Source organism: Granulicatella sp. WM01, from assembly GCF_004570605.1.
Classification (GTDB): Bacteria; Bacillota; Bacilli; order Lactobacillales; family Aerococcaceae; genus WM01.
In genome coordinates, this window is the sequence record NZ_SPPB01000049.1 from 1 (window position 1) to 15515 (window position 15515).

11 protein-coding genes are annotated in these 15515 nt (G+C 35.0%); 3 read left to right on the forward strand and 8 right to left on the reverse strand.

Annotation, left to right across the window (positions count from 1 at the left end; all coding sequences use genetic code 11):
- Positions 1 to 343: 343 nt before the first annotated feature.
- The gene (gene guaA, locus E4T68_RS06835) at positions 344 to 1897 is read right to left on the reverse strand and encodes a glutamine-hydrolyzing GMP synthase (RefSeq protein ID WP_135125413.1); all 1554 of its coding nucleotides are present in this window, start codon (positions 1895 to 1897) and stop codon (positions 344 to 346) included.
- 36 nt (positions 1898 to 1933) lie between these two features.
- Positions 1934 to 2851 carry a type I pantothenate kinase gene (coaA, locus tag E4T68_RS06840; RefSeq protein WP_135125415.1) on the reverse strand — a complete coding sequence of 306 codons (918 nt, stop codon included), beginning with the start codon at positions 2849 to 2851 and terminating at the stop codon, positions 1934 to 1936.
- Positions 2852 to 3037: 186 nt separating this feature from the next.
- Between coaA and mvaD the strand changes: the two genes are divergently transcribed.
- The 3 genes from mvaD to fni are packed head-to-tail and all read left to right on the forward strand — an operon-like array spanning position 3038 to position 6163.
- Entirely contained in the window at positions 3038 to 4045 is a 1008-nt protein-coding gene (mvaD, locus tag E4T68_RS06845; RefSeq protein ID WP_135125417.1) for a diphosphomevalonate decarboxylase, read from the forward strand.
- Positions 4042 to 5094: a phosphomevalonate kinase gene (locus tag E4T68_RS06850; RefSeq protein WP_135125420.1), complete on the forward strand. Its 1053-nt coding sequence runs from the start codon at positions 4042 to 4044 to the stop codon at positions 5092 to 5094. The genes mvaD and E4T68_RS06850 overlap by 4 nt, the downstream gene beginning before the upstream one ends.
- Positions 5087 to 6163 carry a type 2 isopentenyl-diphosphate Delta-isomerase gene (gene fni, locus E4T68_RS06855; protein ID WP_135125422.1) on the forward strand — a complete coding sequence of 359 codons (1077 nt, stop codon included), beginning with the start codon at positions 5087 to 5089 and terminating at the stop codon, positions 6161 to 6163. The genes E4T68_RS06850 and fni overlap by 8 nt, the downstream gene beginning before the upstream one ends.
- Positions 6164 to 6837: 674 nt before the next feature.
- Here fni and adhE read toward each other — a convergent pair.
- The 6 genes from adhE to E4T68_RS06885 all read right to left on the reverse strand — a co-directional run bounded on the left by adhE (position 6838) and on the right by E4T68_RS06885 (position 14434).
- On the reverse strand, positions 6838 to 9486 hold the full coding sequence (gene adhE / locus E4T68_RS06860; protein ID WP_256359887.1) for a bifunctional acetaldehyde-CoA/alcohol dehydrogenase: 2649 nt from the start codon (positions 9484 to 9486) through the stop codon (positions 6838 to 6840).
- Positions 9487 to 9897: 411 nt separating this feature from the next.
- Positions 9898 to 10377, reverse strand: a complete 480-nt coding sequence (gene tadA, locus E4T68_RS06865; protein ID WP_135125426.1) for a tRNA adenosine(34) deaminase TadA — start codon at positions 10375 to 10377, stop codon at positions 9898 to 9900.
- Positions 10378 to 10509: 132 nt separating this feature from the next.
- Positions 10510 to 11382 (reverse strand): YitT family protein, encoded by an 873-nt coding sequence (locus tag E4T68_RS06870; protein ID WP_135125428.1) that lies wholly within the window; start codon positions 11380 to 11382, stop codon positions 10510 to 10512.
- Complete coding sequence (locus tag E4T68_RS06875; protein WP_135125430.1) at positions 11379 to 12512, reverse strand: nucleotidyltransferase; 1134 nt, start codon at positions 12510 to 12512, stop codon at positions 11379 to 11381. The genes E4T68_RS06870 and E4T68_RS06875 overlap by 4 nt, the downstream gene beginning before the upstream one ends.
- Before the next feature lie 63 nt (positions 12513 to 12575).
- Positions 12576 to 13598: a signal recognition particle-docking protein FtsY gene (gene ftsY, locus E4T68_RS06880; protein ID WP_135125432.1), complete on the reverse strand. Its 1023-nt coding sequence runs from the start codon at positions 13596 to 13598 to the stop codon at positions 12576 to 12578.
- 26 nt (positions 13599 to 13624) lie between these two features.
- Positions 13625 to 14434: a Cof-type HAD-IIB family hydrolase gene (locus tag E4T68_RS06885; RefSeq protein ID WP_135125434.1), complete on the reverse strand. Its 810-nt coding sequence runs from the start codon at positions 14432 to 14434 to the stop codon at positions 13625 to 13627.
- Positions 14435 to 15515: the final 1081 nt, after the last annotated feature.

Genomic DNA, 15515 nt, shown 5'->3' on the forward strand with positions numbered 1-15515 from the left:
TAAAAAAGTGATATGTGTGTCTTTTAATTGTAGTAAAATTTGTGTATAATATGACATGTAGATAACCTCTTTCTTTTGATTAGGTACTTATAGAATACTGGTTATCTACTTTTTTGTACACTTTTTTTACTTTAATATCTAAAAATAGGGTTAATGAACTTTTTTCATCAACCCTATTTATTATAGAACCTAAAGAATTCACCTAAATTCCACAACTCCCTTTTGAACCTACTATTTCAGCTTTTTAGTATCAAAATAGTATCATTTAGAGAAATTCACTACATCAAAATCGTTTAAACTCACTGTTTTCAACAGTTTTATAGCAGCAACATATTCGCTTCTGTTATTCCCACTCTATCGTAGCCGGTGGTTTGCTTGTGATGTCGTACACCACACGGTTAACGTGGGCAACTTCGTTAACAATGCGAGCACTGATAACTTGAAGCACTTCCCAAGGAAGACGAGCAAAGTCACTAGTCATACCGTCGATACTTGTGACCGCACGGATACCAATTGTATAATCATACGTTCTTCCATCTCCCATAACACCTACGCTGCGAATACCTGGTAAAACGGTAAAATATTGCCATACGTCACGTTCTAACCCATGATTTGCAATCTCTTCACGTAAAATCGCATCACTCTCACGAACGATTTCTAATTTTTCCTCAGTAATTTCACCTAGAACACGGATACCTAGCCCAGGCCCTGGGAACGGCTGACGCCAAACTAAACTATCAGGCATGCCTAGGGCTGTTCCTAAAGCACGGACTTCGTCTTTAAATAGCGTATTTAATGGCTCAATTAGTTCAAACTGTAAATCTTCAGGTAGTCCACCTACATTATGGTGCGATTTAATTGTTTGAGCTGTTTTCGTCCCTGATTCAATGATGTCTGTATAAAGAGTACCTTGTGCTAAGAAATCAACACCCTTTAATTTGGCAGCTTCATCATCAAAAACGTATACAAACTCATTTCCAATGATTTTTCGTTTTTCTTCAGGGTCGCTTACACCTTTTAATTTATCTAAAAATCTCTCTTTAGCATTGACACGGATAATATGTAATCCAAATTTTCCACCAAGGCTCTCCATCACTTGATCGCCTTCGCCTTTTCTTAATAGTCCGTGATCAACAAAAATACATGTTAACTGGTCGCCAATAGCTTTTTGTAGGAGAACACCCACAACACTTGAGTCGACTCCACCTGACAATCCCAACAATACCTTACGATTGCCGACACGCTCACGAATTTTTTGGATTTCCATATCAATGAAATTTTGCATTGACCAATTTGCTTCTGCTTGACAAATAGTAAATACAAAATTACGTAACATGTCATTCCCATGTACACTATGTCGCACTTCTGGATGGAACTGCACCCCAAAAATACGACGTTCAGGGTGTTCAAAAGCTGCAAATGGACAATTTGGATTTTCAGCTGTGACCACAAATCCCTCTGGAATTTGTGTAATACGATCACCATGGCTCATCAGCACTTCCTCTTGTGCAGACAAATTAGCAAACAATCCATTATTTGTATTATAAACATCTACACTTGCAACACCATATTCTCTATGTGTTGTTGCTGGTTCAACCTTACCACCTAATACATGCGTCGTTAATTGCATACCATAGCACACACCTAAAATTGGCACACCCATATCAAATACGGCAGGATCTACACGAAACGATCCTTCTTCATACACACTGTGAGGACCTCCAGAAAAAATAATACCTTTCACATTTCCCATAGCCTTTAGTTCTTGAGCCGTTGTATCATTTGGCAACAGTTCACTAAAAACACCAAATTCACGAATACGTCGTGTAATTAATTGATTGTATTGTGATCCAAAATCCAATACGACAATTTTATCAAAATCTTGTACTTGTGACATAATGTCCTCCTTTTATTTACTTCCTGTTCTATTATATCAGAATTTTTTCAATAAAACATAGTCAATTATATGATTTTTTGTTTTATGCAAAATAAAGTCTGCTCTATACTTCGTCGGCAAAATATATTCTTCTAAATTTTTCAAATTGGTGTCTTTCCAAACCTGTTTTGCCATTGCAATAGCTTCTGCCCTATCGCCTATGGCGAATGTATAGTAAAAATTTTTAGGATCATTTTTGGCTAAATCCATTAATAAATTGAACCGCTCTAAAAACCATTGCTCAATATCAAGCGGATCAGCGTCCACATAAATAGACCAATCAAAAAAGTCACTAACATAAATCTCACGATTAGGTGGTAGTTGTAATACATTAATTCCTTCCACAATTAAAATATCTGGCTGATTGATTGTTTGATACGTATCCGGTACAATGTCATAAATATCATGCGAATACACTGGAATATCAACAGTATCTTGTCGTGTTTTAACTGCCCATAAAAAGTTAACTAAGCGTTCCATATCATAACTTTCAGGAAATCCTTTTCTGTCTAAAAGCCCTCTTTCACTTAATATCTGATTAGGGAATAAAAAACCATCTGTCGTCATCAAGACGATATGCTTATCAGGATAAACTTGCTGTAAAATCGTTTGTAACAAACGTGCCGTTGTGCTCTTTCCTACTGACACACTTCCTGATATACCAATAATAAAAGGAACTGTTCTCATCTCCTGATGAAGAAATAACTGCTGCTTTTTATGCCTAATGCGATGATGTTTCCAATAGAAATCAAATAAGCTAATCATTGGAGCATAGATTTCCTTAACGTCTTGCATTGATATTCTATCATTCAATGATGTTAACTTTTCAAGTACATGACTATCTAAATTAATATCATAATCTAAATGCAACGCTTTCCATTCTTGTCTATCAATCTTATCGTAATTTTCAATCATATTTAACCTCTTATTTCTCTAATAGAACAGATTATTTATTTAATAGTATCATTTCAAAAGACAGTTTATCAACCATTTCGCTAAATCTCCATGGATTTTTTACGATTATCCTTTAAATTTTATTTAAAAAACTATGCAGAACATCTGCTTATAAGGTACAATAAGGAAAACAGAAAGGAGTTTTCTATGCTAGGAATTGCACGTGCACACACAAATATTGCACTTATTAAATACTGGGGAAAGAAAGATAAAGACTTGTTTTTACCAATGACAAGTTCACTTTCGCTAACTTTAGATGCCTTTTACACCGATACTAAAGTTCAATTTGATCCTTCTTTACAGCAAGATGAGTTTTATTTGAATCTCATTCCACAAGAGGCTACACCAATTACACGTTTCTTAAATCTATTTAGACAATACATGGACAAAACTTACTATGCCCGTGTAGAAAGTTTGAATTTTGTTCCAACCGGAGCTGGATTAGCCAGTTCTGCTTCAGCATTTGCTGCACTTGCAGGTGCAATCAATGTAGCTAGTCAACTACATTTTGATGCTGAAACCTTATCTACTTTTGCCAGACAAGGTAGTGGTTCAGCCACACGCAGTATTTATGGTGGATTTGTAGAGTGGGAAAAAGGCACATCATCACAAACTTCTCTTGCCAAACATATTGACAATGCTGAATGGGATATTGGTATGATTATTATTGTAGTAAATACAAAAGAAAAAACCATTTCCAGCCGTTCAGGAATGGAACATACCGTAAAAACTTCTCCTTTTTATCCTGCATGGGTAGAAAGCTCCAAACAAGATTTAATCGCCATAAAAAAAGCCATTCACACTAAAAATTTTCAAACTGTCGGCGAAATTATGGAATGGAATAGCATGAAAATGCATGCAACTATGCTAGGTGCTAATCCCCCTTTCTCCTATTTTGAACCAGAAAGTATCTTGGCACATCAACAAGTTTATCGCCTACGTCAACTAGGCTTACCTGTTTATATGACCATGGACGCTGGACCAAACGTCAAATTATTGTGTCGTGCAAGTGATATGGACACGATTAAAAAGGAATTATCTTCTGTTTTTTCTAAAAATCAACTCATTTCTTCTTTACCAGGAAAAGCAATGCGTACATTAACAGAAAAAGAATGGGAGCATTCCTTAAACACCTTTAAGGAGCACCAATTATGAAAACCATAGCCCGTGCTCCAGGGAAACTTTTTATTGCCGGAGAATATGCTGTGACTACCGGTTTATCTCCAGCAATTATTAGTGCTGTCCCTAAATATTTAACTGTATCACTAAAAAAAGAAATGACTGGGCGAATATCTTCTGATAAATATTCACAAGATTTACACTTTGTAAGAGATAATAATGGACGCATTCGATTTGAACACAATAGATACTTTGCTATTGTCCAACGGTGTATACACATAACCGAACAATACTTACAAGAACACAACTGCTTCACTCCTTCTTTATTTCATATACATATTACATCTGAATTAGATGACAAACATACTGGAAAAAAATATGGACTAGGCTCTAGTGGGGCATTGAGTATTGCTACAATAAAAGGATTGCTATCTTTTTACCAACACGAGTATTCTCCACTTCTCGTGTATAAATTGGCTTGTTTAGCACATCTTTCGCTCAAAAGCCATGGATCTTTTGGGGATTTAGCAGCTAGTGCTTTTGGTGGATTAATTGTCTATCGTCTTTTTGACAAGCAGTGGGTACAAGAACAATGGAAAAACTTTTCTTTATCACACGTGCTTTCATTAGAATGGCCTAACTTAGTTATTAAGCCATTACAATGGCCAAAATCTACTTACTTTTTAGTGGGGTGGACAGGGTCCCCTGCTTCTACAGAACAATTAGTGGCAGACATTAAACAAACCAAAAAAAACGTTAGCTACCAACAGTTCATTCAAAATTCACGTCACTGTATTGCTTGCTTAGAGAGTGCTCTTAAGACTGGTGAACATGATAAAATTGCAAAATATATTCGCTATAACCGTCAACTACTTCAAGGGCTTTCTAAACATATTGAAACGCCATTGTTACGTCGCTTATGCCACATTGCTGAACGTTATCATTGTGCAAGTAAAGTTTCTGGTGCAGGTGGTGGTGACTGTGGAATATGTTTAATTCAAGAAAACGAACATGCCATGATTAAAAAATGTTGGCAACAAAATGGTATTGAAACTTTATTTACATTAGGAGGACACCATGTCTAAACAATCATCTCGTAAAGACGAGCATATTGTTCATGCTCTAAATTTTCACGTTGACACATCATCATCGGATTTTAGTCAAACACGATTTATTCATCATTCTTTTCCAGAAATAAACGTGACAGATGTCAACTTGCAAACAACACTTTCTCCTTTAACATTGGATACTCCATTCTTTATCAACGCAATGACTGGCGGAAGTAATATGAGCAAACAAGTCAATCAAGATTTAGCTATACTAGCTCGTGAAACTCATTTAGCTATGGCAACTGGTTCTCTAAGTATTGCTTTGAAAGATCCTAATGTTGCAAATAGTTTTTCTATTGCTCGCCAAATAAATCCAGACGGAGTCATTTTTGCAAACTTAGGAGCACATCATTCCATAGATAACGCTAAAAAAGCTGTTGAAATATGTCAAGCTGATGCTCTCCAAATTCATGTCAACACACCTCAAGAACTTGCTATGCAAGAAGGGGAACGTCAATTTTCAGGTTGGCTACATAATATTGAACAGATTGTTAATGCATTACATGTCCCAATTATCGTCAAAGAAGTCGGTTTCGGAATGAGCCGTGAAACTGTCCAAGCATTATACGCTATTGGTGTACGTATTGTTGACGTATCTGGCGTAGGTGGCACTAATTTTGCTCAAATTGAACATGCACGAGCAAACGAACAATTCGAAAAAGTATCCTCCCAACGCACTGATTTTCTCATTGATTGGGGACAATCTACTTTAATTTCTTTACTAGAGGCAAACAGTTTATCTCAAAAACCTACTCTAATTGCCTCTGGAGGCATTAAAAACGCTTTAGATATTGCAAAATGCCTATGTCTTGGCGCTAATGCTGTCGGTATATCAGGACAAATACTTTATACATTACACCATTATGGCATAAACCATACTATTGATTATGTCATGCAATTAAAAGAACAATTACGCACTATCATGACCTTATTAGGTGCTAAAACTGTTGCTCAATTACAAACAAAGCAAATCCTCGTTGCCCCCTCCATTCAAAATTGGTGCTCTGCTCGCCAAATAGATTGGATGCATTATGCAAATAGATAATAGCCTCAAAACTATACACCTTAATATACTTTTTAAATGTGTTTTTATTCCTATCTAAAAGAACACATTCTTCCCACATCATACATTATCTTATACATTTTAACTATCATAAAAGGCTTGCATGATGTTTAAAACTGCGGGAAATCGTCGTTTATAAACGCCGATTTCCCGCAGTTTTTGCTATTAGATACTTCTATTTTGTAGTATGATAAATCTATCATGTAGACTTAATCTAAATAGAACCGATTTCTGTTAATTATGTGATTACCATTAATTATCCGATTATCCTATCTTACACCATCTCAAAAATGATATTTTCCTACTAAAATAAATGGACAAACAATATACTTAATGTATTTTATACTTAAATACATCTTTCCTCACTTTCTTTTCATTACTCATATGTTTTCCAAATAGTGTGCATATCAACTTACAACTCAATCATCTGCATGAAACAATTATTTACTGTAAAAAATCATTTTGATTCATTAGAATACATTATCTATTTTAGTTAAGTAGTGTTTCATACAATCAATTACTCATGCTATTTAGCACTAACTTATAAAAGACACTCATGTGGATGAGCAAATGCTCATCCACACGAGTGTTTAGTCTTGATAGGAAACAATTAGTTTTACATCATTTCTATTTATATGTTTTTCATTTAATTAATCTTATTTTAGTTTACCTGGACGTTCTTTGTATCCATAGTAAGCATTGTCTAAAATATCAATCATGTGATCAACCATCGCTAAACGTGGGTTAGCTGGAGTACATTGATCTTCATAAGCAAGTAATGCCATTTCTTTCAAATGTGCCTCCCATTCTTTACGATCAACACCTTGTCCTTGAATACTCATATTAATGCCTACACGTTCACCTAATTCATAAACAGCTCTAGCATAAGATGCCACACCTTCCTCTGGTGTTGAAGCTGGCAATCCTAACATGCGTGCAATATCTTGATATTTTTCATCTGCACGGTAGTAATTGTATTTTGGCCATGTTGCTGTCTTAGCTGGTCGTGTCCCATTGTAGCGGATAACGTAAGGTAATAAGATAGCATTTGTTCTACCGTGAACAGTATGGAAAATACCTCCGATTTTATGCGCCATAGAATGTGAAATACCTAAGAACGCATTAGCAAATGCCATACCAGCCATAGTTGAGGCATTATGCATTTTTTCTCGTGAATCAAAATCTGCATTTTTAACACTATTTTCTAAGTTTTCAAAGACTAGTTTAATCGCTTGTAAAGCTAATCCGTCTGTGTAGTCGTTAGCAACTGTAGACACATATGCTTCCGTTGCATGTGTTAAAACGTCCATACCTGTATCGGCTGTTACGTGTGCTGGTACAGTCATAACAAGCGCTGGGTCAACAATTGCAATTGTTGGTGTTAATGAATAATCAGCAATTGGATACTTACGGTTGTTTGCTTTATCTGAAATAACAGCAAATGGTGTTACTTCTGAACCTGTCCCTGATGTTGTTGGAATCGCCACAAATTTAGCTTTTTCACCTAATTCTGGAAACTTAAATGCACGTTTTCTAATATCCATAAATTTCTGTACTAAATCACGGAAATCCACGTGTGGTTGTTCATAGAATAACCACATAATTTTTGCAGCGTCCATAACAGAACCACCACCTAGGGCAATAATTGTGTCTGGTTGGAAACTCTTAATCATTTCTGCCCCACGTTCAACAGTTGTAATATCTGGATCTGGCTCAATATCTGAAAAGACTTGATACGTTACTTTATTGCGGCGTAAATGTAACTGCTCAATAATACGTTGTAAAAATCCTAGTTTAACCATGGATTCATCTGTTACTAACATGACTTTTTCAACATCACGCATTTTTTGTAAATATTGAATAGAATCACGTTCAAAATAAATTTTTGATGGAACTTTAAACCACTGCATATTATTTCTCCGTCTTCCTACTTTTTTAATATTTAATAAATTCAATGCACTAACATTATCGCCTACAGAGTTTCTACCATAAGAACCACAGCCTAATGTTAATGAAGGAATAAATGCATTGTATACGTCCCCAATACCTCCAAATGTAGACGGTGCATTCCAGATGACACGAATTGCTTTGACACGTGTCCCAAATTCTTTAGCTAATTGTTCGTCATTTGTATGAATAGCAGCAGAGTGACCTAGTCCGTGGAATTCAACCATTTGTTCTGCTTTAGTTAATCCATCTTCTCTTGATTCTGCTTTAATTAATGCTAATACTGGAGATAATTTTTCTCTTGTTAAAGGCTCTTTTTCACCAACTTCACTACATTCAGCAGCTAGAATATTTGTATTTTCAGGTACACTAAAGCCTGCTTGTTCAGCAATCCAACTTGCTGGTTTTCCTACAATATTTGCATTCAATTTAGCACCAGAACAATTTTTACTATTTGCTTTAACACCAAAACAAAATTCTTCTAGAAGAGCTTTCTCTTTTTTATTGACAACATACGTATGGTATGATTTTAATTCGTCTACAAATTCTTTATACACTTCTTGATCGACAATGGCAGCTTGCTCTGAAGCACACACCATACCATTATCAAATGATTTACTCATCACAATATCATGTGCAGCTTGACGAATATTGGCACTCTTCTCAACATAAGCAGGCACATTTCCAGCACCAACTCCTAGAGCAGGTTTACCACAAGAATAAGCTGCTTTTACCATAGCATTTCCACCTGTTGCTAAAATCGTTGCAATACCGTCATGGTTCATCAAAGCATTTGTTGCATCAATAGACGGCTCGCTAATCCATTGAATACAGTTTTCAGGGGCTCCAGCAGCAATCGCAGCTTCTAAAACAATTTGTGCAGCATGAGCTGAACTTTGTTGAGCAGACGGATGAAATGCAAAAATAATTGGATTACGCGTTTTCAAGGCAATTAATGCTTTAAAAATTGCTGTTGATGTTGGGTTAGTTGTCGGTGTTACCCCACAAATGACGCCAACAGGCTCAGCGATTAAAGTTAATCCTGTAATATCGTCTTCTTGAATAATGCCAACTGTTTTTACATGACGCATATTATTGACAACATGCTCACATGCAAATAGATTTTTAGTTGCTTTATCTTCAAACACTCCACGCCCTGTTTCCTCAATGGCATGCATAGCCAATTCGCCATGTTTGTCTAAAGCAGCAACAGATGCTTTAGCAACAATATAATCTACTTGTTCTTGGTTAAGTAGACGGAATTTTTCTAAGGCTTCCAATCCTTTTTCGACTAATGTATTAACTTGCTTATTCTCTGTCATAGACATGCTCCTTTTGTTATTTTTTTCACATTTTATTTTACAAAAAATGTCGTAATGTTTTATAAAACTATTACGTTCTTTATGACATCATCAGTATACTCTATTTTCATGAAATTAGCAAGTATTTTTTGTAATTTTTTTCACAGTTTTTAACATTTTTTAATTTATTTACAGAAAACGCCTAATTTATCGCTCTATTCCATGCTAAATTTTTAGCATACTCCTATTTTATTTCTAATTAAACTGTATGTTTTTCGTAATATCTATTTAACGTTTTCTGATAAATCTATTTGTTTTACACTATTTCTTTTAAATAAAATTATACTTTTAAACTAAAAAATTCACATACAACCATAACTTAACAGTTTAATGGATAATCTTCTCATTTAAATGTGCACTATAAAAAAACAATTGGACTAGGAAACATTTTATTTCCTAGCACAATTATTATATACCTTGTTTTCTTTCCTTATTTCTTAATCGTAACAATGCAAAAAACTCTTTCAGCAACATTGCACACTCTTCTTGAAGAACGCCACTTTCTACCTCAACATAATGATTGAAACGTCTATCTTGCACTAAATTCATCAAAGTGCCACATGTTCCTGCTTTTAAGTCTGTTGTTCCAAATGTGATTTTCTTTAACCGGGATAAAATGATGGCACCACTACACATTGGACACGGCTCTAATGTAACAAATAACTCACAATCCTCTAAACGCCAATTTCCCAAATGATCATTAGCCTGTTGAATAGCCAAGATTTCTGCATGAGCTATAGCCTGTTTACTTTGTTCACGCCGATTATGCCCCCTGCCAATAATCTCTCCTTTGCATACAACAACTGCTCCAATTGGCACTTCGCCCAAATCAAAAGCCTTCAGAGCCTCTTTCAACGCTTCACGCATATACTTTTCATTACTATCCATTCGTTTTCCTCAATTTTCATAAATGGTTTGTATAAATTGCAAAAATTTTCATATTACAAACTGCTTATCTTATTATTTGCTATTCAGTATTAAGGTACTTTTTATAGGTATGATTTTCTGCCCATTTTTTGATTAATGCCCTTTTCTATAAAAATTTCCAAAAAACTGTTGAGTTTTCATCACATTAATAATAGCCTTAGGATCAATCATTAAGATACCTGACGTCACTTCTTTTAACTCGTATGATGAAATAACAGTATTTAGCACGTAAATTTTTTTATGGGTATAACCTCCAACTGCTTCCATGCATGACATACCGTGTCTATAGTGTTCAAAATAATAATCCATCACTTTTTCTGGAATAACGGTTGTAATTTGTACAGTCACTTGCTCGTAGCGATGATGAAAATTTTCTATTGTTTTCGTAGAAATAAATTGATATAAAATCGAATAGCCTGCTTGTTCCCATCCTCTAATTGCTCCGAAAATCAAAAGCAACATCACATTAAACACAAAAACATACTCCCAAATGGACTTTCCTCGCTTGTTAGACACATAGAGTGCTATAAAGTCTGTTCCACCTGTAGAGGCGTCTGCATACAATGCCAATGTAATATACAAACCAGACAATACACCACCTAAAATAACACACAACATTGTATCATTGATAATTGGTGTAAATTTTAGTGTTGCTAATAAGAAACTAGAAAAAAAGACTTGAAATAAAGAATATATCGCAAATCTTGGGCTTAGCCCTTTAAAGCATAATAATGCCACTGGAATGTTAAGCAGCAAACTTGAAATACTAAGTGGCAATCCCCCAGGAATAAACGGCTCACTTAATCTTTGAATAAGTACTGAAATTCCCATGAATCCTGCAGGGAGTAAATTAGCAGGCGTGACAATGCTTTTAATGACAAACACTTGAAAAAAGCTAGTTATCATTAATAAAATAATTGTAAACACATCTCGGTAATATTTCTTTTGTTTAATCTGTTCAATCATAGTCTTAATACCCTTCTGAAACTTTGTTCATCACCTTGTTGACATAATGCATTATACACATTGTCATACTGTATTTGTGTCCCCCAATTTGAAAAATGGTGGTGTTTAAATTGAGTTATCCATTCTACATGTTGTAATGTCTTTAAGTAACGTAAACCTTGTGAAGTAAACCCTAACACACGCAACTCTTCTGTGGGACGTTCTCTATACTCCTGCATCATTATTTTGGTTATGTTTAGCATAATATATATACATATACGTTTTATTCTAGCTTTTTTAAAGCGTTTTGTCATTGCTTGGTTTAAAAAATCTTCATACGAACATGCATGTAAAGCACTTTGTTTTAAGCGATGCTCTATACCTTCGTCTACTTGATAAATATGACGTAATTCTTCATGTGTTTTTGTGAGAAGTAAAATTTTCAATATTTGCCACCACTCTGTTTTAATATGTGAGTGGTGTACCAAGTAGTAAACCATATCTTCTGAAACATAATTTTCTATTGCTATTTGTTGTTGCACAGCCTGACGAATAGCACTTCCACTAGCAATACAATCATGAGAAAAATCTGTATCGGTATGATTTGCACCCCGTCTTAATATCGGCACACACTCAATAGTAAGATTTTGATTTTGAATAGCTTTTACATACGCTAAAGCTAACTGATTATTTGGTGTTTCCACAAATTTAGCAGCCTCTTTTCCTAAATGTTGTGCCACATACGCAGTAATTCTATCGTAATAAGATAATGTATAATTGTTTGAGTGCTGCATATTTTGCAAGGTTGTTGCAATAGTCTGTAAGAGTTCCGTATTTTGTTGTTCGACACCAAAAGAAAGAAAGTCACATTGCAACGCCTTGACATGTTTGATTGCAAAATGGGCAAAGTAGTCTGCCGATTGTACTGCACTTAATGTCGGCAATTCAATAACAATGTCTACGCCATGTTTTAAAGCGACTTCTGCTCTTTTCCATTTATCAACAATAGCCAATTCCCCTCGTTGAACAAAATTGCCACTCATGACAGCAACGATCACGTCTGCATGTGTGCATTGTCTTGTTTCTTTCACATGCCAAGCATGGCCATTATGAAACGGGTTGTATTCAGCAATAATTGCACATGCTTTCATTTTAACTCCTTTAGTTTACTCTTACATCGTTTAATTTTTCTTGGAAAGCACCACTGTGGCACCTTATTTTTCGATAAGATCTTTAATTAGACTATACATATACTCATCTGCAGCAAATGGTTTTAAATCATCTACTTTTTCACCTAGTCCGACAAATTTTACAGGAATATTGAGTTCGTGTCGAATAGCTAAGATAACTCCACCTTTAGCTGTTCCGTCTAATTTCGTTAACACTAATCCAGTAATGTCAGTTGTTTCGTTAAATTGTTTCGCTTGAATTAAAGCGTTTTGTCCAGTTGTCGCATCTAAAACGAGTAGAACTTCTTGTGCTCCGCCTGGAATTTCACGTGAAATGATACGCTTAATTTTCTCTAGTTCATTCATCAAATTGACTTTGTTTTGCAAACGCCCTGCTGTATCCACCAATAAATAATCCACACGCTCTTCTTTTGCTTTTTTTATGGCATCAAACACAACAGAAGCAGGATCTCCTCCCATTGTTCCTTCAACAACAGGGACATCAATTCTCTCTCCCCATACTTCAATTTGTTCAATTGCTCCAGCTCTAAACGTATCACCAGCAGCTAATAACACACGATTTCCTTCACGTTTTAATTTTGCAGCCAGTTTCCCAATAGTTGTTGTTTTTCCAACACCATTGACACCAACAAATAAAATAACAGTTAGACCTTGCTCACTCTTTGCTAGATTAGGTGTCAAAGAATCGCCTTTTTCGTAAATAGCAACCATGTGATTGACAATAGCTTGTTTAACGGCATCTTGACTTTTAGCTTGCCAAATACTTTCATCTTCTCTTAGGGCATCAGTCAAAGCAAGCGTCATATCAAAGCCAACATCTGCTGAAATGAATACTTCTTCTAACTCGTCAAAGAAATCATCGTCTACCCCATCAAAACTAGAAAACAGATCATTAATTCGCTCAGTAAAACTACGTCTTGTTTTTTCTAATCCCTGTTCATATTGTTCAAAAACAATCTTTTTTTCTTCTTGCTCCTGCGTCCCCTGAGTAACAGCCTTGTCATCTTCTCCAGTAAACGCACGTTTAATACGATCCCAAAAACCCATATATGTCTCCTTTTTCTATTGTATTTTTATAAAGCATACTGACGAATGGCATGCGCAACACCATCTTCATCATTTGTGCATGTGATATATTTAGCTGTAGATTTTACCTTTGTTGTCGCATTTCCCATTGCTACACCATAGCCTGCAAAAGCAATCATCGCTAAATCATTTTCCTCATCGCCTATTGCCATAACCTCTTGAGGAGCAATCTTCAATATACGACAAATTTCTTTCAATCCATAAGATTTATCAACCTCTTTAGGCAAAATTTCTAACAAAATCGGACGTGATTTCAACAAATTGAACCGTTCTTTAAAGGTATCCGAAAATAAAGCCATACGCTCATCTAAAATATGCTCTGGGCAACACGATACAACTTTATTGAACAAATGAGTCGACAAAAACGTATGCCAATCTTGATTTGAAAATACTAAACTTTTAGCAGCTATTGTATCATACAATGACGGATTATGACTAGGATAAGAACTTGTATACACATAATCAACATCAATCGGATTAATTGGCAATCCCACACGTGTACACTCTTCATAAATTTCCAAAACATCTTCTTGAGTATGCCCTTTAGCTGACAAAACTTCTTCAGTTGCACTAATTTGAATAAGCCCACCGTTAAATGTAATCACATAATCGTGCTCACTTACCAAATCTAACTCTACTAAAATATCTTTTACCCCTTTAATCGGGCGCCCTGTACAAACAATAACATGGATACCTTTTTGTCTTGCCTCTTTTATAGCTTGTTTATTTGCAATACTAATTTTTTTCTGGCTATTTAATAACGTACCATCCAAATCTATTGCGATTAGTTTTATCATACAATTTCTCCTTTTTTCATGTTAGGGGGGTGCAAATGGGGTTTAGGGGGTGCAAAGAATTATCCGTTAAGGAAAGAAATCTTCCTTATCACAAAATGTCTATCGCTATTAGATAAACCAACTAAAAATCCCTTACTACTTTCATCTCCAAAATTGCCACATTTAACAATTATATGCCACATCATTTTAATTTATTTAACTATATGAATCCCCATTTGATTTCCCAATGATTCATTGCTCCTATTATAACAAAAAAACACCATCCATTCCAACCGCTCGATTGGAATGTGGTGCTTAAAAATGTATTTCTATATCATTTTTGAATATTACTTTGATTGCTTTATCTTTACTAATAACAATTGCTAAATTATAATCTTGCTTTACTTTGCCTCATTATCAAAATAACAACAAAATTCGTTCTCTACACTGAAAAATCGCAATACCTGTTCATTAAGATTTTCTTTTATTATATTGTAGTATCTATTGAACACCGATTTCTATTGCGATTAGTTTTATCATACAATTTGTTCTCTTTTCATTCTAGAGACATTGCACATTGCAATAATTTATCCCTCACTACTTGTTGAAAACCTGTTTGGTTCTTGAATTGTACCATAAAGCTAATCTCTCATTCTCCAAATGAAAAAAGTCAGATTATTCCTCTATAATCTGATCATTTTTGAGTACGACGGGCATGTCGTACTCAAAATCAATCTTCGCAAAACGAGGACTGATTTCTTGCTTAGATTATTCTCTTGAACGACATGCGTTAAAACTTGATTGAAGTGCCGTGTGTCGAAAGGCATACACGGTGGTGTGAGAGGGATTAGAAATTATTCCCTACTCGATTATAAATCATATGGGAAAACAATAAGACTTTCCCAACATAAGTGGTTCTATAATAAATAGGGTTGATGAAAAAAATTCATTAACCCTATTTTTAGATATTAAAGTAAAAAAGTGTACAAAAAAGTAGATAACCAGTATTCTATAAGTACCTAATCAAAAGAAAGAGGTTATCTACATGTCATATTATACACAAATTTTACTACAATTAAAAGACACACATATCACTTTTTTA